Source organism: Sphingobium lignivorans (assembly GCF_014203955.1).
In the GTDB taxonomy this organism is placed as follows: Bacteria; Pseudomonadota; Alphaproteobacteria; order Sphingomonadales; family Sphingomonadaceae; genus Sphingobium; species Sphingobium lignivorans.
In genome coordinates this window covers 2,035,679-2,057,317 of record NZ_JACHKA010000001.1, presented here as the reverse complement: position 1 = coordinate 2,057,317, position 21,639 = coordinate 2,035,679, and the positions used below count along the sequence as shown (strand labels likewise).

The 21,639-nt window shown below is 64.1% G+C and carries 23 protein-coding genes and 3 tRNA genes; 8 read left to right on the top strand and 18 right to left on the bottom strand.

Annotated elements, in window-relative coordinates; genetic code table 11:
• Position 1 precedes the first annotated feature (1 nt).
• The 7 genes from HNP60_RS09375 to HNP60_RS09345 form a co-directional block, all read right to left on the bottom strand.
• Complete coding sequence (locus tag HNP60_RS09375) at positions 2–1,615, bottom strand: phage portal protein (RefSeq protein WP_184215000.1); 1,614 nt, start codon at positions 1,613–1,615, stop codon at positions 2–4.
• 107 nt (positions 1,616–1,722) lie between these two features.
• The gene (gpW, locus tag HNP60_RS09370) at positions 1,723–1,944 is read right to left on the bottom strand and encodes a gpW family head-tail joining protein (RefSeq protein ID WP_184152844.1); all 222 of its coding nucleotides are present in this window, start codon (positions 1,942–1,944) and stop codon (positions 1,723–1,725) included.
• Between the two features lie 70 nt (positions 1,945–2,014).
• Positions 2,015–4,138, bottom strand: coding sequence for a terminase gpA endonuclease subunit (locus HNP60_RS09365; protein WP_184152841.1), 2,124 nt, complete (start codon positions 4,136–4,138; stop codon positions 2,015–2,017).
• Positions 4,135–4,299 carry a hypothetical protein gene (locus tag HNP60_RS09360; RefSeq protein WP_184152838.1) on the bottom strand — a complete coding sequence of 55 codons (165 nt, stop codon included), beginning with the start codon at positions 4,297–4,299 and terminating at the stop codon, positions 4,135–4,137. The genes HNP60_RS09365 and HNP60_RS09360 overlap by 4 nt, the downstream gene beginning before the upstream one ends.
• Positions 4,296–5,009 (bottom strand): hypothetical protein, encoded by a 714-nt coding sequence (locus HNP60_RS09355; RefSeq protein ID WP_184152835.1) that lies wholly within the window; start codon positions 5,007–5,009, stop codon positions 4,296–4,298. The genes HNP60_RS09360 and HNP60_RS09355 overlap by 4 nt, the downstream gene beginning before the upstream one ends.
• A complete protein-coding gene (locus HNP60_RS09350) occupies positions 5,002–5,208 on the bottom strand; it encodes a hypothetical protein (RefSeq protein WP_184152832.1) in 207 nt (68 codons plus the stop codon). The genes HNP60_RS09355 and HNP60_RS09350 overlap by 8 nt, the downstream gene beginning before the upstream one ends.
• The gene (locus HNP60_RS09345; RefSeq protein ID WP_184152829.1) at positions 5,205–5,408 is read right to left on the bottom strand and encodes a helix-turn-helix transcriptional regulator; all 204 of its coding nucleotides are present in this window, start codon (positions 5,406–5,408) and stop codon (positions 5,205–5,207) included. Before HNP60_RS09345 ends, HNP60_RS09350 begins: the two co-directional genes overlap by 4 nt.
• Before the next feature lie 89 nt (positions 5,409–5,497).
• On the opposite strand from HNP60_RS09345, the gene HNP60_RS09340 reads away from it, so the two are divergent.
• Positions 5,498–5,571, top strand: a tRNA-Trp gene (locus HNP60_RS09340).
• On the opposite strand, the gene HNP60_RS09335 is transcribed toward HNP60_RS09340, so the two are convergent.
• The 4 genes from HNP60_RS09335 to moaA form a co-directional block, all read right to left on the bottom strand.
• The gene (locus tag HNP60_RS09335) at positions 5,572–6,804 is read right to left on the bottom strand and encodes a tyrosine-type recombinase/integrase (protein WP_184152826.1); all 1,233 of its coding nucleotides are present in this window, start codon (positions 6,802–6,804) and stop codon (positions 5,572–5,574) included.
• A 182-nt stretch (positions 6,805–6,986) separates the two neighbouring features.
• Positions 6,987–7,061, bottom strand: a tRNA-Asn gene (locus tag HNP60_RS09330).
• 66 nt (positions 7,062–7,127) lie between these two features.
• Positions 7,128–7,898, bottom strand: coding sequence for an NAD kinase (locus HNP60_RS09325; protein ID WP_014076359.1), 771 nt, complete (start codon positions 7,896–7,898; stop codon positions 7,128–7,130).
• A 13-nt stretch (positions 7,899–7,911) separates the two neighbouring features.
• Positions 7,912–8,943: a GTP 3',8-cyclase MoaA gene (gene moaA / locus HNP60_RS09320; protein ID WP_420825227.1), complete on the bottom strand. Its 1,032-nt coding sequence runs from the start codon at positions 8,941–8,943 to the stop codon at positions 7,912–7,914.
• Between the two features lie 119 nt (positions 8,944–9,062).
• On the opposite strand from moaA, the gene HNP60_RS09315 reads away from it, so the two are divergent.
• Entirely contained in the window at positions 9,063–11,114 is a 2,052-nt protein-coding gene (locus HNP60_RS09315; RefSeq protein ID WP_184152821.1) for a putative bifunctional diguanylate cyclase/phosphodiesterase, read from the top strand.
• Positions 11,115–11,180: 66 nt separating this feature from the next.
• Here HNP60_RS09315 and hemA read toward each other — a convergent pair whose 3' ends face one another.
• The 5 genes from hemA to HNP60_RS09290 form a co-directional block, all read right to left on the bottom strand.
• Positions 11,181–12,401 carry a 5-aminolevulinate synthase gene (hemA, locus tag HNP60_RS09310; protein ID WP_184156986.1) on the bottom strand — a complete coding sequence of 407 codons (1,221 nt, stop codon included), beginning with the start codon at positions 12,399–12,401 and terminating at the stop codon, positions 11,181–11,183.
• A 105-nt stretch (positions 12,402–12,506) separates the two neighbouring features.
• Positions 12,507–13,319 carry a glutamate racemase gene (gene murI, locus HNP60_RS09305; protein ID WP_184152818.1) on the bottom strand — a complete coding sequence of 271 codons (813 nt, stop codon included), beginning with the start codon at positions 13,317–13,319 and terminating at the stop codon, positions 12,507–12,509.
• A gap of 126 nt (positions 13,320–13,445) precedes the next feature.
• Complete coding sequence (locus HNP60_RS09300; RefSeq protein WP_184152815.1) at positions 13,446–13,763, bottom strand: YnfA family protein; 318 nt, start codon at positions 13,761–13,763, stop codon at positions 13,446–13,448.
• Positions 13,764–13,820: 57 nt separating this feature from the next.
• Positions 13,821–14,744, bottom strand: coding sequence for a bifunctional methylenetetrahydrofolate dehydrogenase/methenyltetrahydrofolate cyclohydrolase FolD (gene folD / locus HNP60_RS09295; RefSeq protein WP_184152812.1), 924 nt, complete (start codon positions 14,742–14,744; stop codon positions 13,821–13,823).
• Positions 14,745–14,774: 30 nt separating this feature from the next.
• The gene (locus tag HNP60_RS09290; protein ID WP_184152809.1) at positions 14,775–15,116 is read right to left on the bottom strand and encodes a hypothetical protein; all 342 of its coding nucleotides are present in this window, start codon (positions 15,114–15,116) and stop codon (positions 14,775–14,777) included.
• A 197-nt stretch (positions 15,117–15,313) separates the two neighbouring features.
• On the opposite strand from HNP60_RS09290, the gene HNP60_RS09285 reads away from it, so the two are divergent.
• The 3 genes from HNP60_RS09285 (at position 15,314) to HNP60_RS09275 (ending at position 17,334) form a co-directional block, all read left to right on the top strand.
• Positions 15,314–16,402, top strand: a complete 1,089-nt coding sequence (locus HNP60_RS09285) for an Acg family FMN-binding oxidoreductase (protein ID WP_184152806.1) — start codon at positions 15,314–15,316, stop codon at positions 16,400–16,402.
• A 112-nt stretch (positions 16,403–16,514) separates the two neighbouring features.
• The gene (locus tag HNP60_RS09280) at positions 16,515–16,886 is read left to right on the top strand and encodes an ArsR/SmtB family transcription factor (RefSeq protein ID WP_184048851.1); all 372 of its coding nucleotides are present in this window, start codon (positions 16,515–16,517) and stop codon (positions 16,884–16,886) included.
• Positions 16,855–17,334, top strand: a complete 480-nt coding sequence (locus tag HNP60_RS09275; RefSeq protein WP_184152803.1) for an SRPBCC family protein — start codon at positions 16,855–16,857, stop codon at positions 17,332–17,334. The genes HNP60_RS09280 and HNP60_RS09275 overlap by 32 nt, the downstream gene beginning before the upstream one ends.
• A gap of 222 nt (positions 17,335–17,556) precedes the next feature.
• Here the strand turns inward: HNP60_RS09275 and HNP60_RS09270 are convergent, their stop codons facing one another.
• Complete coding sequence (locus tag HNP60_RS09270; RefSeq protein ID WP_184152800.1) at positions 17,557–17,787, bottom strand: hypothetical protein; 231 nt, start codon at positions 17,785–17,787, stop codon at positions 17,557–17,559.
• Positions 17,788–17,969: 182 nt separating this feature from the next.
• Positions 17,970–18,059: transfer RNA gene (locus tag HNP60_RS09265), tRNA-Ser, on the bottom strand.
• Between the two features lie 283 nt (positions 18,060–18,342).
• Here HNP60_RS09265 and HNP60_RS09260 point away from each other — a divergent pair.
• From HNP60_RS09260 to HNP60_RS09250, 3 genes are read left to right on the top strand one after another with little or no spacing between them, the layout of a single operon-like run.
• The gene (locus HNP60_RS09260) at positions 18,343–19,365 is read left to right on the top strand and encodes a lytic murein transglycosylase (RefSeq protein WP_260394802.1); all 1,023 of its coding nucleotides are present in this window, start codon (positions 18,343–18,345) and stop codon (positions 19,363–19,365) included.
• Positions 19,349–20,428: a septal ring lytic transglycosylase RlpA family protein gene (locus HNP60_RS09255; RefSeq protein WP_184152794.1), complete on the top strand. Its 1,080-nt coding sequence runs from the start codon at positions 19,349–19,351 to the stop codon at positions 20,426–20,428. The genes HNP60_RS09260 and HNP60_RS09255 overlap by 17 nt, the downstream gene beginning before the upstream one ends.
• A gap of 48 nt (positions 20,429–20,476) precedes the next feature.
• Positions 20,477–21,634 carry a D-alanyl-D-alanine carboxypeptidase family protein gene (locus tag HNP60_RS09250; RefSeq protein WP_184152792.1) on the top strand — a complete coding sequence of 386 codons (1,158 nt, stop codon included), beginning with the start codon at positions 20,477–20,479 and terminating at the stop codon, positions 21,632–21,634.
• The last annotated feature ends 5 nt before the right edge of the window (positions 21,635–21,639 follow it).

Genomic DNA, 21,639 nt, shown 5'->3' with positions numbered 1-21,639 from the left:
GTCATTTCGTCTTGCCCTTCTCGTCGGCGGTGTCGGCGGTGCCGTTCGCCGCGTTCATCATGTTGGCCGAGGCGCCGGACGCGTCGCGCAGACCGAGGCTGTCGAAGAGATCCTGTTCGCGCTTGAGCTGACGCATCTTCTTGCGCCAGTCGCCGCCAAGGCGGGCGATCTCGTCTTCGCGCGTGGAGAGGTTGTTGTTGATGCGGAGCACCGCGGCCTGCGTTTCCTTGAGCTCGTCGATCTGGCCGCGCGATGCGCCGATCCACTCACAGCGCGAGATCGCCTCGAACTTCATGTTCAGGCGCCCGTTGGTGTAGAGCATCGGCGCCTTCGAGGCCGGGAAGGTGCTCAGCGCGTTGGCGTTGATCATCTCTTCCAGCCACAGGCGGAAGATGATCGTGGCGAACTTGTCGGCCACGGACTTCTTGCGGGCCTGCATGAACCGCCAGGTGTCGGCCATGGCGGCACGCGCAGAGGCGTAGCTCGTGTTGGTGTAGTCGCGCGAAAGCTGCTCGTAGGAGACGCCCAGCGTCGCGGCGATGTAGCGCAGCAGCGACTGTTCGAAATTCTCGCCGAGCGGACCACCCTTGCCGGGCGAAATCATCTCCAACTTCGTGCCGGGCAGCAGATGCGGGATGCGCACGCCGTCGACGTGCAGGTTCTTCGCCGATCCGGCGAACTGGTCGATCGTGTTGTAGAAGCCGATCGCGTAGGACTGGATGGCCTTCTCGATCTGTTCTGGCGTCATCGTTCCGCCGCCGAGCTGCGAGAACACGGTCTCGCTGGGCAGTTCGGAGGTGATCGCGGCGGCGTAGAGGGCCTGCGTCACAGCGTTCTGGAGCGTGATGTCCCGGAACTTGTGCGTGATGTGGATCTCTTTGAGCGCTGCCGTCAGATCGGCGATGCCGCGCGTCTGATCCGGACGCGACTGCTCCATGATGTGAATCATCTGCGCGCGACCCCACTTGGTTCGCGCAGGCACTTCACGCCACTTGTTGAACTCCATGGCCCGCGTGAAATGATAGTTCAGATCATGCGGATGGACGTTCCGGATATAATAGGACTGCGGCTTGCCGCGCCGATCCTTCTTGACGCCGCCACGGATGTTCGGGTCGAGCGCCTCTGGCAGCGAGTCAGGAGTCGACAGTCTCGCGACGTCGATCATCTGGATCGCAGTGTTGAACGGGCGGCCGTCCTTGATCCACTCGACCGAGGCCAGTGCTTCGCCGCTCGCGCAGGCGATGCCGACGGCCAGGCGCACGAGGCCGGTCAGCGTATTCATGCCCTGGGCGTCGAAGAAATGATCCGGGCTTTCGGAGGCGAGGTCGAAAATCTCTTCGACTTCCTCCTGAAACTCGTTTTCCCACGGATCGTCGACCTTGCCGAAGATCGTGCGGGACATCGGGCGCGCGTTCAGCAGGAACTGCGATCCGACGATGTTGTCCTTGTGGAGCGTCTGTCCGCCCTGCACATAGGCGTCGTTGTTCAGCAGATGCTGCGCGCGGCCGTCCGCCAGTTCCTTGCTGGGGATGATGTCGGCATCGGCCGAACCCAGTGTCGGGATGAAATTGGCAATCGACGAATTCAGACGGTCAGCGCCGTCGAAGGCGCCCATTGCACGTTCGCCCCCCACCGTGGCGGGGGCTTTCACCACAGCGGGGGGCGGTGCCTGGGGAGCGGGGGACACTGCCACCCCAAGCAGTTCGTCGAACTCTCCGACCATCAGAAGATGAGCCGCATCGGCGCGTAGCACGGAGCGGCATTGGAGGACGCCGCGATGTCACGTTCGAGCTTGGCGATATAGGCCATGAGGCTCGATCGCGTCGCCTGCGTATAGGTGACTTCGCTGCCGTCGGCGTCGCGGCAACGCACCACGGCCTTGCCAATGACAAGGTCATGCAGAGCATCCTGCGCTTCAGTGAGCCGTTCCTGGAGAGACGCCATGAAGGGCATTTATCACTATTATAGTGATAACGCAATAATGCTTGACAGACACCGTTTTGGTGACTCGCCCCTAAGCGAATCGATTCGCGAAGTCCTTAAGCGACAGTTCAGGCTGCTCGCGCTGCGGTTTGCGATCGGCGCCAAAGACCATGTCATTGCTGTCCCACTCGGCGGCGAACAGGGGCGGATTCTCCCAGTCGATGAACCGAATGCGGATCTCCGGATGATCGAGGAAAGCGACGGCGTAGGTCAGCAAGTCCCACGCCTCGTTGCGACGCTTGGCCGGATTGTCCCATGCGCCGGTTGGCAGCCTGATTTCCGCAGTGAGCTGGTTATACAGCCAGTCCTCGGCCCAGTTCGGGAAGTGGACCATGCCGCCGGGCGTGTCGCGCTCGAGGCGGTTATTCGCCGCGTCCTTCGTGAGATTGCTGTTGATCAGCCACACGGGGACGTCTCCGCGCGCGGCGGACAGCTTGTCCTTCTTCTGCGCATTCGGGTAGGTCAGACGAATGAGCGCCGTTTCGTTCTTCGGCGATGCGCCTTTGAGCAGGTGAAAGCGACCATGCGCGCCTTCTGCTCGCAGGGATCGATAGAAGTCATAGGCGTTGCTCGTGGCGCCAGCTTCACCGCCTGAGTCACAGGCGGTCAGATGGATGCCCATGCGACGCCCGCTGCCATCGGGAAGGGGGTAGGTGAGTTCCATCACCTGGCTGCGCAGGACGTCCCAGTCTTCCTTGAAAGCGCCCGGGTTGATGCGCAGTCGTTCGCCATCTTCGTCGCGGCGATCGGACTTGATGATCTTGAACATATCGACGTGCCAGATATCGATATTCGCGTCGACGGCAAAAATATGCACGACGAATGAACCGCTCGCGCCGCCCTGGACGTCGACCATGGCGACGAGGAAGCGGGTGCTCGGCGGAACATACGGCGTCCCGTTCTCGTCGTGACCGCCCCACTCCTCGGCGCGCTTCTTGAGCACGTCGGCGTTGCGGCCGCTCTCGAGATACTTGTATAGATAGGCGTTACCCTGGTCCGTCGTGACCGTGGTCATCAACGGCCCTTCGTCGCCGGTCTTCTCGTATGTTTCGCACGCCTGCAGATAGTTTCTCACGAGCTGCGGCCAGTCGGTGAATCCGGCGGCCGGGCCGAACATCCAGAACGACGCGATGTCGGAACGACGCGGCTTGCCCACGATCTCGCCGCTAGGCAGCCATATCTGCCCTTCCTTGATCCAGCGGCCGCCGAGATTGAGTTCCCGTTGCATAGACGGATCGAGCAGCACGCCGTCCTTGGTCGTGCAGTGCGGGCAGATCATCTGCGTCTGCTCGGCCATTTCCATGATGTCGCGAGTGTCGAGTGACGGCCACCGCAGCAGGTCGAAGTGGGGCTCGAACTTTCCGTCGCAGTGCGGGCACGACCAGTACCATCTACGCCGGTCGCCGCGGTTGTATATCGACAGAATGCCTTCACATGGCGGAGCCTCATGCGGAGCATCTTCACTCGGCTGCCATTTCGGGTCTGTGATCGGGAAGCCGGGCGACGCTTCGGCCGCGGTCATGCCGTAACGCTTGAAGGTTCCGGCGCGCTTGCGCGTCAGATCGAAGACGTGGCCTTCCTTCTCGATGATCTGCGGCTTGATGCGGTCCATGTCCATGATCCACAAGCGCGGGATCGTCTTGCCGGACAGGTTGCTGACGGTCGGCCATGTCACGATCGTCCGCATGCCGGAGAGGAACTCTTTGTCGAACACGTTGTCGGCATCGGGCGTCGGCTTGAGGCGCTTTTGCAGTTCCGGGCTGTTGCGGATCGCCTTTGCGAGGTCGGCCTTCGACCAGTCGCGCGCTGTGTGCTGCGCCATGTGAACGATCATCATGTCCGCCGGATCGGTGATGGCGGTATGACACAGCCAGTTGATGGCCATCGCGGATTTGCCTGTACGCGCCGGCCCGGCGAAGGCCATGCCGGTGAAGTCCAGCGACGTCAGAACGTCCATCGGCTCGCGCAGATATGGCGTCTTGTCGAGTGAGAAGGGGCCTTCGTGCTGGCCGGGGTTCTTGACGATGTGATAGCGTTCGGCGGCTTCGGACACAGTAATCCGAGCCGACGGTCGCAGCGCCTCTGCGGCCGCGACCACCATTTCCTCTATGGTTTCGAACTGCGGCCCGCTGTTATGGCCGATGCCGAAGGTCATCGCAGATAGTCTCGCGAAAGCTGCTCGTAGGAGATGCCAAGGCTATCTGCGATCCGTTTAAGGGCTCGCTTTACGAACTCGTCATAGTCGAGCGAATATTCGGGAGCCGTCAGCATTGCTATCGGCTCTGACGGAATGACGATCGGCTTATCCTCGCTCATCCGATGACGTCCTCCGCGTCATCATCCCATTCGACGCCGGCCGCCGGGCCGTCGCCGGGATCGATCTCGACGATGCGGCTGTACGTTTTGCGCTGCTTCGGCAGTTCGACCAGCGCCTGGTAGAGGTCCGACTGGAACAGGTCGCACATTTCATCGAGCTTCTTCTGCGCTTCGTCGGAGATGTTCATCTCGCGCAGCGCTTCCTTGATGAGGGGGATGCGGTCCTTGATCGTCATGAAGACGAGCCCGAGAACCTCCAGCACCTTCATGGAGTTCCACGCTTCGCCGGTCTGCTGCAGCACCTGGTTCTTGATGCGCTCGGCTTCCCAGAACGACTTGTTGATGCTGTTCGGAAGATCCCCGGGATTGAGGGAGCGAAGATAGGTCGCGATGTCCATCTTCGGCTTCACGAGATACGGGAGCACCTCATGGAAATAATAGACATAGCGTCCGGCGCCGACGGTGTGACGCTTGACGGGCGTGTTGAGCAGCCGCTTGCCGACTGTCATTGGATCCATGTGGAGCACGCGTCCGATGAAGTTCTGGCTGACCGGCAGCAGAAACTCCTCGACTGAAATCTTCGTCTGCCCGGATGCGGCTCGCCTTACGTCGGCAAGGCGCTGCTGCTCCTGCAACATGCGCTCTGCGCGCGACGTACGCGTTTCCGGTTCGGCCGGGCCGGCACCAAGCAGTTCATCGAACTCAGACACTCTTGACCCTCTTGTTGCGTCGCGTCTGACTTCCGAGATGCCATTTCGGACAATATGGGCAGCGATAGATGCCGATCGAATGATCGATATCCTGCTTGTTGCGGCGTTTGCGGTACATGTGCTTCAGTGCCGCTGAGGCTTCGTTCCAGTTGTTGAAGCCGTGCTTGCCCATGCACGCCGCGATGACGAAGTTGTTCATCCGACCAGCTCGTCGAATTCATCAAGCCCGAGCTGGTGGCGCTTCCAGGCTTCGACTTCGTCGGATCGCCAGAACCGATCTTCCGGTCGGTCCTTGTATTGATATGATCTGGGGAATCTCCCCTCGCGCATGTCGCGATAGATCGAGGACTTCGATATCCCCGTTTCTTCCATGACGCGCGGTAGGCGCCAAAATTGCATGAAAACCGATCCTCATTGTCCGTCGAGAATCGAAGTATCACTATTATAGTGACAACGCAACCGGGCTAGAGTATGCCAGTGTCACGTTCGCAGGCGAAGCATTGTGGCGATGTTCCGGTCTCCAAAACCGGAGAGCAGGGTTCGATTCCCTGCGCCTGTGCCATCAGCCCACCAGGGCAGCGAGCTCTTCCTGCTCATCGAGCCAATCCGCCCAGTCCTGTAGCAGGCGGCGGCGAGCACCGAGATGGAGCGCAGAGTTGTAGGCGCCGCGGACCTTGTTCGGTTCGCCATGGGCCAGCGCCAGTTCGACCCAATCCTCATGATATTTGCGCACCTCGATCGGCGGATCACCGGCAACGATCATTTGCTCGTTCGCCCATGTGGAGGCCGTTCCACGGAAGCCGTGAACCGTCGCTTTGCCTCTCAGTCCGAGCCGATACATTACGTCCAGCATCCGGTTCTCGCTGATGACCCCGCTCTTACTGTAGTGGACGCTGAACAGCATCCGGCTGTGAGGGTTCATCTCACGCAGCCGCTTGACGATCGCAACGGCTTGCCGGCTCAGCGGCACGACATGCTCCCGATCCATCTTCATGCGCTCTGCGCTCAGCCGCCACAGCGGCTCTGGTCCGTCCAGCCCCTCCATCTCGTCGATCGATGCGAAGCGGACTTCTCCGGTTCTCGCCCATGTCAGGATGGTGAGCCTTAGCGCGAGATGAGTCATCTCGGACGCCTCGTCGGTACGCTGGCGCGCGAGAAACGACCCCATATCCTTCGGAGCGATGCGACGCCGATGGACGGCAGGAGGCTTCGTCTTGAGCGCGGGTTGAATATCTGACGCCGGATTGGTCTCGCACCAGCCCTCGACCTTGGCGAACGCGAAGATGTCATGGCAGAAGCTGCGCACACGCCACACCGTCTCACCGACGCCGCGCGCCTCCACTTTCCGAAGCAACGCAATCACGTCCTGCGGGCTCACGTCGGCGACGTGCTTCTTTCCGATCGCCGGGTAGACGTCACCGAGCAAGCGACTCTCGACGCGCCGCCTGGCCTTCTCTCCCCAGTTTCGGGTCTTGATTTCGAACCACCGTTCTCCGGCTGCGCGAAAGCTATGATCCACGGGCGAGGCGTCGCGCTCGGCCTTGAGCACCAGCGAGGGGTCTTCTCCGCGCGCCAGAATATCCTTGATCCGATCGCGCCAGGCTCGGGCGGCCGCCAGGGTGACGGTCGGGTACTTGCCGCCCGAAATCATCTTCTGCTTCTTCTCGAAGCGGTACGCGATACGCCACAGCTTGGAGCCGTTCTTCTCGACCTGAATCATCAGGCCGCCGCCATCAGATACCCGATACGCTGATTCGCGCGGCTTCAGATTTCTGAGCTGAGCATCGTTGAGCATGTTGGTATGAAAACCTCTCTGCTGAAAACCTACCAACAAATCTACCAACACGGCGCTGGGACGCACAGACACGTCAGGACACTACGCTGAGCGCCATTTGGCTAAGATTTAATGGATTTCCGCCGAATTTTCGGCTGCGTGAGACGCACAGACACGTCAGGACACTACGCTGAGAAAAGAAGTGGCTCCCCGAGTTGGATTCGAACCAACGGCCGCTCGATTAACAGTCGAGAGCTCTACCGCTGAGCTATCGGGGAGCAACCGGGCATCTGCCCGGCGAGGCCGCGCCTATAGCAGCGGGTTTCAAAGGATGGCAAGAGCTCTCAGGAGATAAATTGTTCAGCGGCGATGCGATCGTCCAGCGTATGCTCCGGATCGAACAGCAGCGTCAGCGGCATGGCGAAGTCCACCGCGATCTGCACCTGCGCCACATCGCGCACCTCGCGCTGGTCGGCCACGGCGGAAACGGGCCGTTTGACGGGATCCACGACCCGCAAGGTGATGCGCGTGCGCTCCGGCAGGATCGCGCCACGCCAGCGGCGCGGGCGGAAGGGGCTGATCGGCGTCAGGGCCACCAATCCGCAGCCCAGCGGCAGGATCGGGCCCTGCGCGGAGAGATTATAGGCCGTGGAGCCGGCGGGCGTCGCCACCAGCGCGCCATCGCAGACCAACTCGGGGATCACGACGCGGCCGTTCACGGATACCTCGATCCAGGCTGTCTGGCGCGTTTCGCGGAGGAGGGAGACCTCGTTGATGGCGGGCAGGGTGATCTGCTCGCCGCTCACCGTGGTGGCGTGCATCCGTAGCGGGTTGACCTTGAAGGCCTTCGCCCGGTCGAGGCGCTGGTCCAGCCCTGCCAGCCGCCACTCGTTCATCAGGAAGCCGACGGTACCGAGATTCATGCCGAAGACCGGCACCGTGCGGTGGTTTTCCAGCATGCCGTGCAAGGTCTGAAGCATGAAGCCATCGCCGCCCAGCGCGATGATGGCATCAGCCTGTCCGATCTCGACGAAATGGGAGATGGTGCTCAGGCGCCGCGCCGCTTCCTGCGCCGCGTCCGTCGGCGATGCGAGCAGAGCGAGTTTGCGATCCATGGCGTGTGCCGGCCTAGCCGCCGGTAACGCTCATATGGCGCCGCGTGGACGGCGAAGCGCCTCTGGAGACGCTGAAATCATGAGCTGCAGGCTTGGCCGCGAGCGCCTGATCGAGCAATGCGTCGATGCCGGCGACGCCGTCCGCGCGAAAAGCGGCCTTGAGGTCCACATGGTCCTCATGGCCGAGGCACATGTAGATGCGGCCCTGGCAGGTCAGCCGCATGCGGTTGCAGCCCGCGCAGAAATTCTCCGAGAGCGGCGTGATCAGCCCGAGCCGCGTCCTGAGGCCGGACAGGGCGAAATAGCGTGCCGGCCCGCCGGTCCGCTCGGACAGCGGCACGAGGTCATGCCGGGCGCGAATAGGGGCGATCGCTTCGATCAGTGGCAGAAAATGGTCGGCGCGGTCATCGGCCACGTCGCCAAGCGGCATGGTCTCGATAAGCGTCAGGTCATGGCCATGCGTCTCGCAGAAATCGAGCAGCGGGAGGACCTGATCCTCGTTGACGCCACGCAGCGCCACCATGTTGATCTTGAGCTTCAGCCCGGCCGCGCGCGCCGCTTCCAAACCCGCCAGGAGAGCCGGCAGGTCGCCGCCGCGCGTGATGTCCGCGAAAATCGCCGGATCAAGGGCGTCGAGGCTCACATTGATGCGACGAATGCCGGCATCGAACAGCATGTCCGCATGCCTGGCGAGCTGCGTGCCGTTGGTCGTGAGCGTGAGTTCGTCCAGCCGCCCGGACTTCACATGACGGCCGAGCGCGCGGGCAAGATCCGCGAAATCCCGGCGCACGAGCGGCTCGCCGCCTGACAGGCGGATGCGGCGCACGCCGCGCGCGATGAAGCGCTCGGCGATGATGGCGATTTCCTCCAGCGTGAGGATTTCCCGGCGCGGCAGGAACTGCATCGTCTCGCTCATGCAGTAGCGACAGCGCAGATCGCACCGGTCCGTCACGGAAATGCGCAGATAGTCGATCTGCCGACCATGAGAATCGCGCATGCCCGCAGCCGCTTTCGCCTGTGTCTCGATTGCGTTCGCCATAAGCATTAGCTAGGCGATGCACAGGGCTGGCGCAACCATCCCGCAAGAACTCGAACAGGTCGCACCGCGCTTTGACAGACGCCGAAGTCAAGCAGACGCAGGGAGAGCAAGCTCCCGGGGGCGGATTGCCAGACGATCCGGACCGGCTGCCGCTGTTCATTCTTTCACCCCGGCATCGCGATCCGCTGTCCTTCCTGGCCAACCGGCTTGGCTGGAAGCCCGTCGCCGCGCGCAGCCGCGAGCGGGCCGAAAGCCGCTATCTCGGCAGCCTTGCCAGGACAGCGCTTCTCGATCTGCGGTCATTGGATGCCGCCCAGTCGCTGGCGGTGGTCACCACGCTGGCCGATGCGGTGGAAGCATCCGGTGGCGCGATGCTCGTCCTGCTCGACGACATGGCGGCGCCTCATGTGTCTGACCTGATCTCGTCGGGCGTGACTCATCTTCTGGACGGCGACATCACGGAAAATCGACTTGGCGTCGCGTTGCGGGCGGCCGACAAGCTGGCCGAGCGGCTGATCGGCAGTCTCGCCGCTGCGCGCAACCGCCATGCCGTGCAACGGAGCGATGCGCTGTTCTGGCGGTGGAACGGAGCGGAACGAACCCTTTCGATCAGCCCCGCGCTCGCCGAGCTTCTCCAGCTGATGGCGCCAGGCGTGGATTACAGCCGCTGGACGATCAGCGATCTCGTGCGCGCGCTGGACCGGCCGGATCGTGCCGGAGCCATCGCCGCGATCCGCCAGGCGGTGGATGAGCTCATGCCCTCGGCGTTCGCGCACAGCCTGCCGGGGCAGAAGGCGCGCCGGCTCGTGCAGCATCTCTATCCTGATTCGAGAGGTTTCAGCGGCGAAGTCGAGGAACTGGACGCGCAGCCCCGTTCCAATTCCCGCGATCGCGATCCGATGACGGGCCTGGCCAGTCGGCAGGGCGCGATGCGTTGGTTCGATCAGGTTCAGGCAGCGGGACGGCGACCCCTGGCAATCCTGGTGGGACTGGGCGAGTTCGACCGCGTGAACAGCGCTTATGGCCGGCTGGTCGGCGATGCCATGCTGGCGCGCGTGGCCATGCGCCTCACGCGACTCGTGGAGGCCATGGGCGGGCGGGGTGCGCTGGTGGCGCGGCTCACCGGCACCGAATTTCTGGTCGGTCTCGTCGGTGAACGCGATGCCTCCGAGGCCCTGCTCGACCGTGCCGGGCTTCTGGCGCGCCAGATCGTCGTCGAGATCAGCCGGCCGTTCAATGCGGGCGATTTCCTCATCCGCCTCTCCAGCCGTTGCGGCATCGCGCCGGGGCAGGATGGGGACAGCGCGGAGACGATCCTGCGCCGCGCCAGCAATGCGCTGGCCGATGCGCGGCGGGGCGGGCCGCAAGGGGGGATTCGCGTCCGTGTCGCGGACGACAGCAGCAGGATCGTGGACGACGACCGGCTGCACAGCGACTTGCGCCACGCGCTGGACAGCGGACAGATCCAAATCCTCTTCCAGCCCCAATATGACATGGCGACGGACGGCATCATCGGCGCCGAGGCGCTCGCGCGCTGGCAGCATCCCCATTATGGCGAGATCGGTGCCGGCGCCTTGTTCGCCATTGCCGAGCGGTCCGATTTCATATTGCCGCTGTCAGACCATATCCATGCCCGCGCGCTCACCGAAGCGGCCGCATGGCCGGCGGAACTGCGGTCCTTGCGCCTGTCGATCAATGTGACGGCCGCCGACATATCCGAACCCGATTTTCTCACCAGCTTCCTGCAGCTTGTCGACGAGTCCGGCTTCTCGCGAGACCGACTCACGGTGGAGCTGACGGAGAGCGGGCTGGTCGAGGACCTGGGCACGGCGTCCCTGCTGTTGACGCAGCTTCGCGAAGCGGGGTTGGCGGTCGCGGTGGACGACTTCGGCACGGGCTATTCGAGCCTCGCCTATCTCAAGTCCTTGCCGCTCGACTATCTCAAGATCGACAGCAGCATCGCGCGCGATATCACCGGAACGGGGCGCGACCGCATCATCGTGCGCGCCATCATCGACATGGCCCGCTCGCTGGACCTCGGCGTCATCGCCGAAGGGGTGGAGACGGAGCAGCAGCTCGCACTTCTCGCCCGCGCCGGCTGCACCAGTTATCAGGGTTTCCTGCGCTCGCCGCCGATCACGAGCGCGGCACTGGCCGATCTCGTCAAGGGGCGCTGACGGCGCGCCTGCCCGGCCTTTCTCATGGCCGGACGGACAGCACCGAGAAAAAGCCGGGGAGGGGCCTCAGGCGGCCTGACGGAATTCCAGCTCGAGTCGATCCCAGATCTCGCAAAGCGCGCTCACCAGGTCCCGCATCATCTCCTCGGAATGCTGAGGACCGGGCGTGAAGCGCAGCCGCTCGGTTCCCCGCGGGACGGTAGGATAGTTGATGGGCTGGACGTAGACGCCATATTCGGCGAGCAGAATGTCGCTGATCCGCTTGGCCTTCACGGGATCGCCAACCATCAGCGGCACGATGTGCGTCGTGGAATTCATGACCGGCAGGCCGTTCGACGCCATTTCCGCCTTGAGGAAGGCCGCAGCCGCCTGTTGCGCGTCGCGCTCGGCCTGGCTCTCCTTGAGGTGGCGGACAGCCGCCAGCACGCCGGCGACCAGCACAGGCGAAAGCGAGGTCGTGAAGATGAAGCCGGGCGCATAGCTGCGGATCACGTCGACGATCACCTTGTCCGCCGCGATATAGCCGCCCATCACGCCGAAAGCCTTGCCCAGCGTGCCTTCGATGATCGTCACGCGGTCGGCCGCCTCGTCACGCTCGGTGATGCCGCCGCCACGCGCGCCATACATGCCGACCGCATGGACCTCGTCACAATAGGTCAGCGCGTTGAACTCGTCGGCCAGATCACAGATTTCATGGATCGGCGCGATGTCCCCGTCCATCGAATAGACGCTCTCGAAAGCGATGAGCTTGGGCGCTTCCGGATCGGCCTCGGCCAGCAGCTCGCGCAGATGGTCGAGATCATTGTGGCGGAAGACCCGCTTCTCGCAGCCCGAATTGCGGATGCCGGCGATCATGGACGCATGATTGAGCTGGTCGGAAAAGATGATGCAACCCGGCAGAACCTTGCCCAGCGTCGCCAGCGTGGCTTCATTCGAGACATAGCCCGACGTGAAGAGCAGCGCGCCTTCCTTGCCGTGGAGGTCCGCCAGCTCCCATTCGAGATCGATATGGTAATGCGTGTTGCCGCCGATGTTGCGCGTGCCGCCAGAGCCGGCCCCGACATCATGCAGCGCTTCTTCCATCGCCGCGATCACCTTGGGGTGCTGGCCCATCGCCAGATAGTCGTTGGAGCACCAGACCGTGATCGGCTTGGGGCCGTTATGCCCCGCGAAGCAGCGCGCATTGGGATACATGCCCTTGTTGCGCAGGATATCGATGAAGACGCGATAGCGCCCTTCCGCATGCAGGCGCTCGATGGCCTGATTGAAGACATGCTGATAATTCATCTTTGGCAGCACCCCGACTTCGATATTTCGCGCCTCTACCAGCAAATGCCGGAAAAGCCACTGATAACAGTTCGCAGAATTTCCATCATAATGATCGCACGGCGGCTAGAGCGCCTTGATCGATGACAAACCGTACAGGGCCAAAGCAGGCGCCAGGGCTTCGATTGCGGGATCGACGCGCGTGAACACCGCGACACCTTCCGGCCTCTCCTCGGGCCAGGGCATATCTCCATTGAGATAAGCGATGCGGCGGGCGATTCCAGCGCCGCCATCCAGGAATGTGAGGGCGCGCGGTGCCGCTGCGGCGAGCTCATCCTCCACGAGCGGGAAATGCGTGCAGGCGAGGACCACCATGTCCATCCGCTCGCCGCCGGGCTGATCGAGAAGGCCGGCCAGCGCGCGGCGCGGCACGGCAGGATCGGCCGGCTCGCCCCGCAGGCGCGCCTCGGCATAAGTGACCAGTTCGGCGCTGCCATGGCGCAGGATCACGCAATCCGCGCCATGCTCAGCCGCGAGTCGATCCACATAAGGCTGGCGGACCGTCGCGTTTGTGCCGAGCACGCCGATGACTCGCGTACGCGACGCCAGCGCGGCGGGCTTGATCGCCGGCACGGTCCCCACCACCGGAATATCGAGTGCCGCCCGGACGGCCGAGAGTGCTATGGTCGAGGCCGTGTTGCAGGCGATCACGGCCATTCGCGGATGATAGCGCTCCACCAGCCGGCCCAGCAGAGCGGGGACGCGCGCCGCGATCTCCCCTTCCGATTTGGTGCCGTAAGGGAAGCCGGCGCTGTCGGCTGCATAGACCACGGGCATGTGCGGCAGCAGGCGCCGCGCCGGGGTGAGAATCGACAGGCCGCCAACACCCGAGTCGAAGAAGAGAACGGGAGAGTCCGGTGCGCATGTCGGGTCGGGCATGCGCTTCCTTGCGGCCGGATGCGCCCGCAAGTCAATCCGCGCGCTTTGATCCCCCGGTCATCGGGACAGCCGCCGCGAGGCCAGCATCCCCCGGGGCGGAAAGCAGCAGCTCGGGCGGGCGGTCAATCAGCGTGGCTGGAACATGATGATGGCCATGCCGGTGAGCGCGACCAGCGCGCCCGCCATATCCCAGCCCGTCGGGCGGACGCCATCGACCGCCCACAGCCAGAGGATCGCCATGCCGATGTAGACGCCGCCATAAGCGGCATAGACCCGGCCGGCCGCCGTGCCGTGCAGCGTGAGCAACCACGCGAACAGAGCGAGACTGATCGCGGCGGGCAACAGCAGCCAGACCGATTTGCCGCCTCTCAGCCACAGCCATGGCAGATAGCAGCCGATGATTTCCGCGAGCGCAGTCGCCGCGAAGAGCAGGAACGTCTTCAATCCGGAAAGCGCCTTCTCCGGGGCGGCTGTCGCCGATGGCCGCCGTCCCCGATCAACTCAGGCCACTGCCTCTTCGCGCGGATCGTCCGTGCGTAGGCCGGTGCTGCGCTCGGCGGACAGGATGGTGTTGTCGATGAGCATGGTGATGGTCATCGGCCCGACGCCGCCGGGAACGGGCGTGATGTAGCTTGCCTTCTTGCTGACGCCCTCGAAATCGACATCGCCGACGACGCGGCCATCCGGCAGGCGATTGATGCCGACGTCGATGACGACGACGCCGGTCTTCACCATCTGCGGCAGGATGAGGTTCGGCACGCCTGCCGCCACCACCAGAATGTCCGCCAGGATGGTGAACTGGGCGAGATCACGCGTCTTGGCGTGGCAGATCGCCACGGTCGCGTCCTGCGCCATCAGCATGAGCGCCATCGGCTTGCCCACGATGTTGGAGGCGCCGACCACGACGACATTGCGCCCCTCGATGGGGATATTCTCATGCTTGAGCAGGTTCATGACGCCATAGGGCGTGCAGGGCGGGAAAATCTGGCGACCGACGACCAGCGCGCCGACATTGTACAGGTGGAAGCCGTCGACGTCCTTCTCGGGGGTGATCGTCTCGAGCACCTTTGCCATGTCGATGTGGCGGGGGAGGGGGAGCTGCACCAGAATGCCGTGGACGGCAGGGTCCGCGTTCAGCGTCTCGATGAGGCCCAGCAGCTCCTCATTGGTGATCGTCGCGGGGAAGCGATGGCTGAAGGAGGTGATGCCGACGGCATCGCAGGCCTTGACCTTGTTGGCCACATAAAGCGCCGAAGCGGGATCGTCGCCGACCAGCACCACCGCAAGGCCGGGCGTGACGCCGGTCTTTTCCTTGAGCGCCTCGACGCGCAGCTTCTGCTCCGCGCGCATCTCGCGCGCCACGGCGCGGCCATCGATGATCTTTGCGCCGGTCTTTGGTTCGGCCTTGAGGGCAATCGAGGTCACGGGGAAACCTTTCGTGTTTTGTCGAATCTCTCAGGGGAAGAGGATGCTTCTGTCGCGCATCTCATTTTCAGGTCGATAACGGCAACCGGTCCATCCGTCGAGATGCATGGCGACGAGGCGCGGGACGTGTGTGGGACAGATTGTCGGCAGGCGGACGGAAAGGAACGGGCGATCCGTCGCATGAGCCCGGATTTTGAGGAACGGATCGCGGATGTCGGCCGTTTTCCTGGCGACCACCGCCGAGCGGCGGCAACCAGAGGAGAGCATGATGCCAGACCAGCCACCCGCCTTCGACCCGAACAAGCAGCAGCCGGGCAAGAACCCGTCCCCTAGCCAGCCGACGCCGGGAACGACGACCCAGACGTCGAGCAATGCCGCAGTTCAGCAGGCGGCTGAGAAGGATAGCAAGCGCTGAACCTGATCCTGGGGCCGGATGCGGATCGGTCCGCTTCCGGCCAGCAAGTGCCCGAGCGGTGACAGGAGACCCAGTCCGGGGGCTTATCCCCTTAATCGAGATCAAGTCCTGTTCCTCCCCTTTCCGATAGCATGGGCGGTGAAGGGGAAAGGTGATGCTGAGACGCGACGTCCTTTTCGGAGCGGGCGGGGCAGTGCTGCTGGGTGGCATCGGCACCTATGGATGGCGCTCGTCCACTGGCTCGATGGCTGACTATGCCGAGTATGTTCGTCATCTGCGCGCGCCGCTCGATGTGCATCGGCATGACAGGGAGTTGATCCGGTTCGCGACGCTCGCGGCCAGCGGCCATAACACCCAGCCATGGAAATTCGTCATTCGGCCCGGCGCGATCGATATCCTGCCGGACCTCGCCCGCACCACGCGCGTCGTCGACCCCGATGATCATCATCTTTTCGTCAGCCTGGGCTGCGCAGCCGAAAATCTCGCGATCGCGGCGGCTGCGACGGGGCGTCCCGGCGAAGCGCAGGCCGATGCCGAGGGCAGGGTCCAGTTCCGTCATTCCCCAGGAGCGCCACACGCCGATCCGCTCTTCGCAGCCATTCCCAGGCGGCAATCGACGCGTGCCGACTATGATGGCAGACCCGTTCCTGCCCGTGACCTCGAGGCATTGAGGAAAGCGGCGGCCGTGCCGGGTGTGCGCCTCGTGCTGCTCACCGAACGGCGGCGGATCGATCCGGTGCGGGACCTCATCGTGGCCGGCAATGATGGACAGATGCGGGATGCGGCCTTCAGGGCCGAATTGAAGGATTGGGTGCGCTTTAACCCCCGTAGCGCCGCGAAAAAGGGCGATGGCCTGTTCACGGCGGCGAGCGGCAATCCGGTGATGCCGGACATTTTAGGACATATGGCATTCGACATGTTCGTCACGGCGGAAGGCGAGAATGACCGATATGCCCGGCAGATCGACAGCTCCGCCGGGATCGCCGTCTTTCTCGCCGAGCATGAGGACAAAGCGCACTGGGTCGCGGTGGGACGCGCCTGCCAGCGCTGCGCCCTGGCCGCGACGGCGCTCGGCCTCAAGCAGGCCTTCGTCAACCAGCCGGTGGAAGTGGCGCGGCTGAGGCCGGCGCTCGCGTCCCTGGTCGGCGAAGCCGGCTTGCGCCCCGATATCGTGATGCGCTTCGGCTACGGGCCGGCCCTGCCATATTCGCCTCGACGACCCGTGGAGGACGTCCTGGCATAGGCGGTGCGGGGAAGGGGGCCACGGCGAAGTCGTCGCTCGTGTCGATTTCCACAACACTTAGGCAATCTACTTTGTATATTGACCGATTGCAGCGGGCTGGTTAGTAAGGTGCATGCCTTACCTTTCAACGCCTCTCGACGCAGCGTTCCATGCCCTGAGCGATCCCACGCGGCGCGCCGTGATTTCCCGGCTCGCTGACGGGGAGCTCCCTGTCACCGTTCTGGCGGAGCCGTTCGAAATGGCGCTGCCGTCCTTCACGCAGCATCTCAAAGTGCTGGAAGCCTCCGGCCTGATTGCGAGCGAGAAGCGCGGTCGAAGCCGGTGGTGCCGACTGGAGCGCGCGCGTTTCGACGAGGCGGCGGAGTGGATGGCTGCGGAGCGACAGCGCTGGGCCGATCGTTTCGATCGACTGGAAGCCTATCTGGACGATACCCATAAGGATGACGATGAACATGGCAAACCCACTGGACCACTGGGCGCTTGATCGGGAGATCGTGCTGACGAGGGTCTTCAGGCACCCGCGCGACAAGGTGTTCGCTGCCTGGATGGACCCGAATGCGCTTGCTCTATGGTACGGGCCGGCCGGCCTGAAGATCGAGACTCACGAAGCCGATATCCGCGAAGGCGGGGTGTGGCGGTTCGACATGGTGGGCTTCTTCGATGGCAGGGAGCAGCGTTTTCCGAACCTGATGCGCTTCCTGGAAATCGTGCCCGGCGAAAGGATCGTCGTCGATTACGGCACTTTCGATCCCGACGATCCTGACCGCTTCCGAATGACGATAACCTTCGACGAACAGGCCGACGGCAAGACCGTCCTGACCATGCGCCAGCTTCACCCCAGCTCCGAACGGCGCAGGGTCGTCATCGACTTCGGCGCCGTCGAATATGGCATGCAGACGCTGGACAAGCTTGCCGGCTGGCTTGCCGGTTGAGTTGGTGCCGGTGCAGTGGCCGGTGGTGCGAGCCTCTGGTCTCTGCCGGGATGCAAGGCGCCTGCCGGGCGGGCGGCCGGGCTTGAAGGACTTAAGCGTCGGGAAACGTCGGCGCATGGCGACAATGGCGGACAGGTCCGTTTTATCAAGTCCAATCCATGCATGAAATAACTGTATCCCGCATTTCGCGGTCTAAAAGCTCCAAACGGGTTGGATGAGCCCTTAGAAGAACCAGATCGCCGCCCACAGGATGCAGAACCACCCATAGCCGCCTGCCGTGACCGGGTGGATGCGTCCTGACACTTTCCAGTCGTAGACAAGAAGTGAAAGGAAGAGGGCATTCCACACCATCACGAAAAACACCCACCATGCCGTCTCGATCTGGCTTTCAGCGAACCGGGCCAGCAACGGATCGAACGGGTCGAACGCGCGCGATAGAACGGGCTCCATCATATAAAGCGAAGCGATGAACATCAGCCTCTTATGCCAGACAATTCGTCTTCACGACGGGACGCTATTCGCGCTGGGCCGCCCCGGAGAGCTCATTCTTTCAGGCACCAGAGATCTTCGCGCGAATCGCGCCTAGGACCCGCAGTTAAGCCGGGGCCCCGGAGAGGGTTCGGGAAAGAGGGGGCTGGCGGACAGGGTGGGATTCGAACCCACGGTGAGCGTGAACCCACGGCGGTTTTCAAGACCGCTGCCTTAAACCACTCGGCCACCTGTCCTCGCGCGGCGGCCTAATGGAATATCGGCATCAAGGAAAGCCCGGTCGATGCAGGGGCGGGGCGAAGGCGTGTCTGCACTGCGAATGGCCTTCCAGGCCGTGGTTTTTGCGTCCGGCCGGGAGCATCGCGCGGCTCGGCGGGGCGGACGCGACTCGGAATGAGGGAGACTTCTCTTGCCGATCCTCGGTCGCTGCCTTGCCTCGGCCTCAAAGTCTGGCACTATATAGGCATGTCCTTTCATCAGCTTCGTCCCTTTCGCCCGCTTCGCCTTCTCGCTTTCTGCATGATTGGCGCCCTCATCGCGGGGCCGGCGGCGCATGGCCAGCAGTCGGGTTCCACGGTCGGCGTGGAGACCGAACGCTGCTTTGCCACTTATCTCCAGAGCCTGCGACCCAAGGCTCGTGTCCAGGGCGTGAGCGATGCGACGTTCGATCGGGCGATCGCGGGGCTGACCTTCAATCCGCGCGTTGCCGCGCTGGACCGGGGCAACATGCCCACCGCCGCCGATGCGCCTATCCCGGATTTCGAGCCCTATCGCCGCCGCCATATCGATGACCGCAAGATCGCCCGGGGGCGGGCGGTCTATCAGGCGAATCGCGCGCTCCTGACCGGCATCGAGCGGGATACCGGCGTCCCCGAGGAAATCATGGTCGCGATCTTCGGCCATGAGACGAATTACGGCACGATCACCGGTGACTTCGACCTGCTCCGCTCGCTTGCCACGCTGGCTTATGAGGGGCGCAGGCGCGCCCTGTTCGAGCCGGAGCTGATCGCCGTCATGGTCATGATGGAGCGGGGCATCCCGCGCGAGCGGCTGGTCGGCAGCTATGCCGGTGCCTTCGGCTATCCGCAGTTCCTCCCGTCCGTCTATCTGCGCGATGCGCGCGACGCGGATGGGGATGGCCTCGCCGCGATCTGGTCCAGCCAGCCCGATGCGCTTGCTTCCATCGCCAATTATTTCGTGCGGGCAGGCTGGCGCAAGGGTGAGCCCTGGGGCGTCGCCGTGCGCGTCCCGGCGAATCTGGACCGGGCCGCGTTGGCCGGGCGCACCGTTCCGCCGCGCTGCAAGCGCGTATTCGAGCGGCACAGCCGCTGGCTGACCATGCGCGAATGGCAAGCGCTCGGCATCGCGCCCGTCTCGGGCAGCTGGCCGGACAGCAACATCATGGCGACGCTGCTGGAGCCCGACGGACCCGGCCGCACCGCATACTTACTCACTGGTAACTATCGCGCGATATTGGACTACAACTGTTCCAATTTCTATGCGCTGTCAGTGGGGCTCCTTGCAGATGAGGTCAGGCACTAGGTCGTTCATCGCGATCATCATGCTGGGATGCGCTGCCGCCGGCGCGTCTGCGCGGCCCGCGACGGCCACGGGGGCACCGCCCGACGGCCAACCGGTGATCGGCGAGCCCTATATGATCGACGGGACGCTCCACACGCCCGCGGCCGTCCTCGCCCTGGACGAGACCGGCTATGCCGCGCTGCTCTGGGAAACGGCGGACGGGCGCCGGACGGCCTCGGGCGAAGCTTATGCGCCGGACGCGGTCACCGCTGCCCACCGCACCTTGCCCTTGCCCTCCTATGTGGAAGTGACGGCGCTGGAGAGCGGCCGCACGATCCTCGTTCGCGTCAATGACCGGGGGCCACTGCTCAACGATCGCATCATTGCCCTCTCGCCGGGGGCTGCTCGTCAACTCGGGCTGACGGCGATCGACGGTACTGCCCGGGTCCGGGTGCGCAAGGTGAACCCGACGGAGCAGGAGCGCGCGGCGCTGCGGACGGGCCAGCCGGTCGGAGAGCGGATGGAAGCGCCGCCGGGACTGCGCGCGGCCCTTATGAAACGCTTGCCGCCTGCGCCGCTGCCGCTGGATGTGCCGGTGCGCACGCTGAGCATGGGGAATTCTGCCGAGCCTTCCGCGCCTGCGCCGGCGATGGCCGCCGTGGACCTGCCGGCCCCCGCAGCGCGCGCCGAGGCTGCGCCCGAGACGACGCTCGCGGCACCGCAAACCATCCTCCCGCCCGCATCGCCGGGAACGCCTCTCCCCGAGGGGCCGTCCGGGCCGGCGCCCGTTTCGTCGCAGCCAGTGCACCGTCCAGCGGCCACGTCCGCCGCTTCGCCGCCTGCCTCTGCGCCTGACGCCATGTCGCGACGGGGCGGCTATGTCGTTCAGCTCGCGGCCCTCTCATCCCGCGCAAAAGCCGATGCGCTGGCGAAGTCGGTGGACGGCTTTGTCATGCCTGTGGGCGCCCTGTTCCGCGTGCGGACGGGGCCTTTCCAGACGCAGGCGGCGGCCCACGCCGCGCTTCGCGGCATCCATGCCAAGGGCTATGCAGAGGCGCGCGTGATGGCTAATGACGCTCGATGAGCAGCGGCGCCGCCGCTGACCGAATGACCGTTATGACCGGACTTCCCGATGCGATTCATATTGCCGATTGCCCTGGCGCTGCCGTTTCTTCTCTCGGCCGCCCAAGCTGCCACACCCAGCTATAGTTCCACCGCGCCCGTCGCTTACATGGTCGACCTGTCTTCCGGGCGGGTGCTGTTCGAGCGCGATAGCAACAAGCGGATGCCGCCTGCCTCGATGGCGAAGATGATGACGGCTCATGTGGCCTTCAAGCTCATCCGGGAAGGGAAGCTGAAGCTCGACCAGAGCTTCACCGTGCGACCGGAAACCTGGCGCAAATGGCATAGCCAGGGCTCGACGATGTTCCTCTCGGCCAACGAGCAGGTGTCTGTCGAGAATCTGCTGCACGGCATCGTCACGCTCTCGGGCAATGACGCCTGCGTGGTGCTGGCCGAGGGCATTTCCGGCTCCGAGGAAGCTTTCACCGATCTCATGAATGCCGAGGCGAAGCGTCTTGGCATGACCAACAGCCATTTCGGCAACAGCAATGGCTGGCCCGACGAAGGGCGGACCTATGTGACCGCCCGCGATCTGGGCGTGCTGGCGCGCGCCTCGGTCGAGGAGACGCCGGACCTCTACCGGCAGTTCTACACGACCCGCTCCTTCACCTGGGGCAAGACCATGGGCGGATCGGACATCAGCCAGGCCAATCGCAACCCCATTCTCGGGCGGATCGACGGCGCGGACGGGCTCAAGACCGGCCATACCGAGGAAGCGGGCTATGGCTTCACCGGATCGGCAGTGCAGAACGGACGGCGCATCGTGATGGTCGTGGCGGGGCTCACCAGCTTCAACGGGCGGATCGAGGAATCCGTGCGGTTCATGGACTGGGGCTTCAAGTCCTGGCGGTCGCGCCCCCTCGCACGCAAGGGCGCCGTGCTGGGCCAGGCCCAGGTGCAGGGCGGCTGGGCACGCCAGGTCGATCTCGTCGCGCCGCGCGATCTGGTGGCGACCATTCCCGCCTCGGCCAATGGCCCGGTCAAGGGACGCATTGTCTATAACGGCCCGGTGAAGGCGCCGATCGCGCAGGGGCAGGCCATCGCGACGCTGCTCGTGGACGCGGGTGACGGAGAAACCCAGTCGCTGCCGCTCGTTGCCAAGGAGGAGGTCTCGGAGGCGGGCTTCTTCGGCCGGCTCTGGATCGGCTTCCTCTCGCTGTTCGGCTGACGGGC

What these genes read in the sequence shown, in the direction of transcription:
- HNP60_RS09375 (WP_184215000.1), bottom strand. Translation starts at nt 1,615, where the DNA reads ATGGGCGCCTTCGACGGCGCTGACCGTCTGAATTCGTCGATTGCCAAT.
- gpW (WP_184152844.1), bottom strand. Translation starts at nt 1,944, where the DNA reads ATGGCGTCTCTCCAGGAACGGCTCACTGAAGCGCAGGATGCTCTGCAT.
- HNP60_RS09365 (WP_184152841.1), bottom strand. Translation starts at nt 4,138, where the DNA reads ATGACCTTCGGCATCGGCCATAACAGCGGGCCGCAGTTCGAAACCATA.
- HNP60_RS09360 (WP_184152838.1), bottom strand. Translation starts at nt 4,299, where the DNA reads ATGAGCGAGGATAAGCCGATCGTCATTCCGTCAGAGCCGATAGCAATG.
- HNP60_RS09350 (WP_184152832.1), bottom strand. Translation starts at nt 5,208, where the DNA reads ATGAACAACTTCGTCATCGCGGCGTGCATGGGCAAGCACGGCTTCAAC.
- HNP60_RS09345 (WP_184152829.1), bottom strand. Translation starts at nt 5,408, where the DNA reads ATGCAATTTTGGCGCCTACCGCGCGTCATGGAAGAAACGGGGATATCG.
- HNP60_RS09335 (WP_184152826.1), bottom strand. Translation starts at nt 6,804, where the DNA reads ATGCTCAACGATGCTCAGCTCAGAAATCTGAAGCCGCGCGAATCAGCG.
- HNP60_RS09325 (WP_014076359.1), bottom strand. Translation starts at nt 7,898, where the DNA reads ATGGATCGCAAACTCGCTCTGCTCGCATCGCCGACGGACGCGGCGCAG.
- moaA (WP_420825227.1), bottom strand. Translation starts at nt 8,943, where the DNA reads ATGCTTATGGCGAACGCAATCGAGACACAGGCGAAAGCGGCTGCGGGC.
- hemA (WP_184156986.1), bottom strand. Translation starts at nt 12,401, where the DNA reads ATGAATTATCAGCATGTCTTCAATCAGGCCATCGAGCGCCTGCATGCG.
- murI (WP_184152818.1), bottom strand. Translation starts at nt 13,319, where the DNA reads ATGCCCGACCCGACATGCGCACCGGACTCTCCCGTTCTCTTCTTCGAC.
- HNP60_RS09285 (WP_184152806.1), top strand. Translation starts at nt 15,314, where the DNA reads ATGCTGAGACGCGACGTCCTTTTCGGAGCGGGCGGGGCAGTGCTGCTG.
- HNP60_RS09280 (WP_184048851.1), top strand. Translation starts at nt 16,515, where the DNA reads ATGCCTTACCTTTCAACGCCTCTCGACGCAGCGTTCCATGCCCTGAGC.
- HNP60_RS09275 (WP_184152803.1), top strand. Translation starts at nt 16,855, where the DNA reads ATGGCAAACCCACTGGACCACTGGGCGCTTGATCGGGAGATCGTGCTG.
- HNP60_RS09270 (WP_184152800.1), bottom strand. Translation starts at nt 17,787, where the DNA reads ATGATGGAGCCCGTTCTATCGCGCGCGTTCGACCCGTTCGATCCGTTG.
- HNP60_RS09260 (WP_260394802.1), top strand. Translation starts at nt 18,343, where the DNA reads ATGATTGGCGCCCTCATCGCGGGGCCGGCGGCGCATGGCCAGCAGTCG.
- HNP60_RS09255 (WP_184152794.1), top strand. Translation starts at nt 19,349, where the DNA reads ATGAGGTCAGGCACTAGGTCGTTCATCGCGATCATCATGCTGGGATGC.
- HNP60_RS09250 (WP_184152792.1), top strand. Translation starts at nt 20,477, where the DNA reads ATGCGATTCATATTGCCGATTGCCCTGGCGCTGCCGTTTCTTCTCTCG.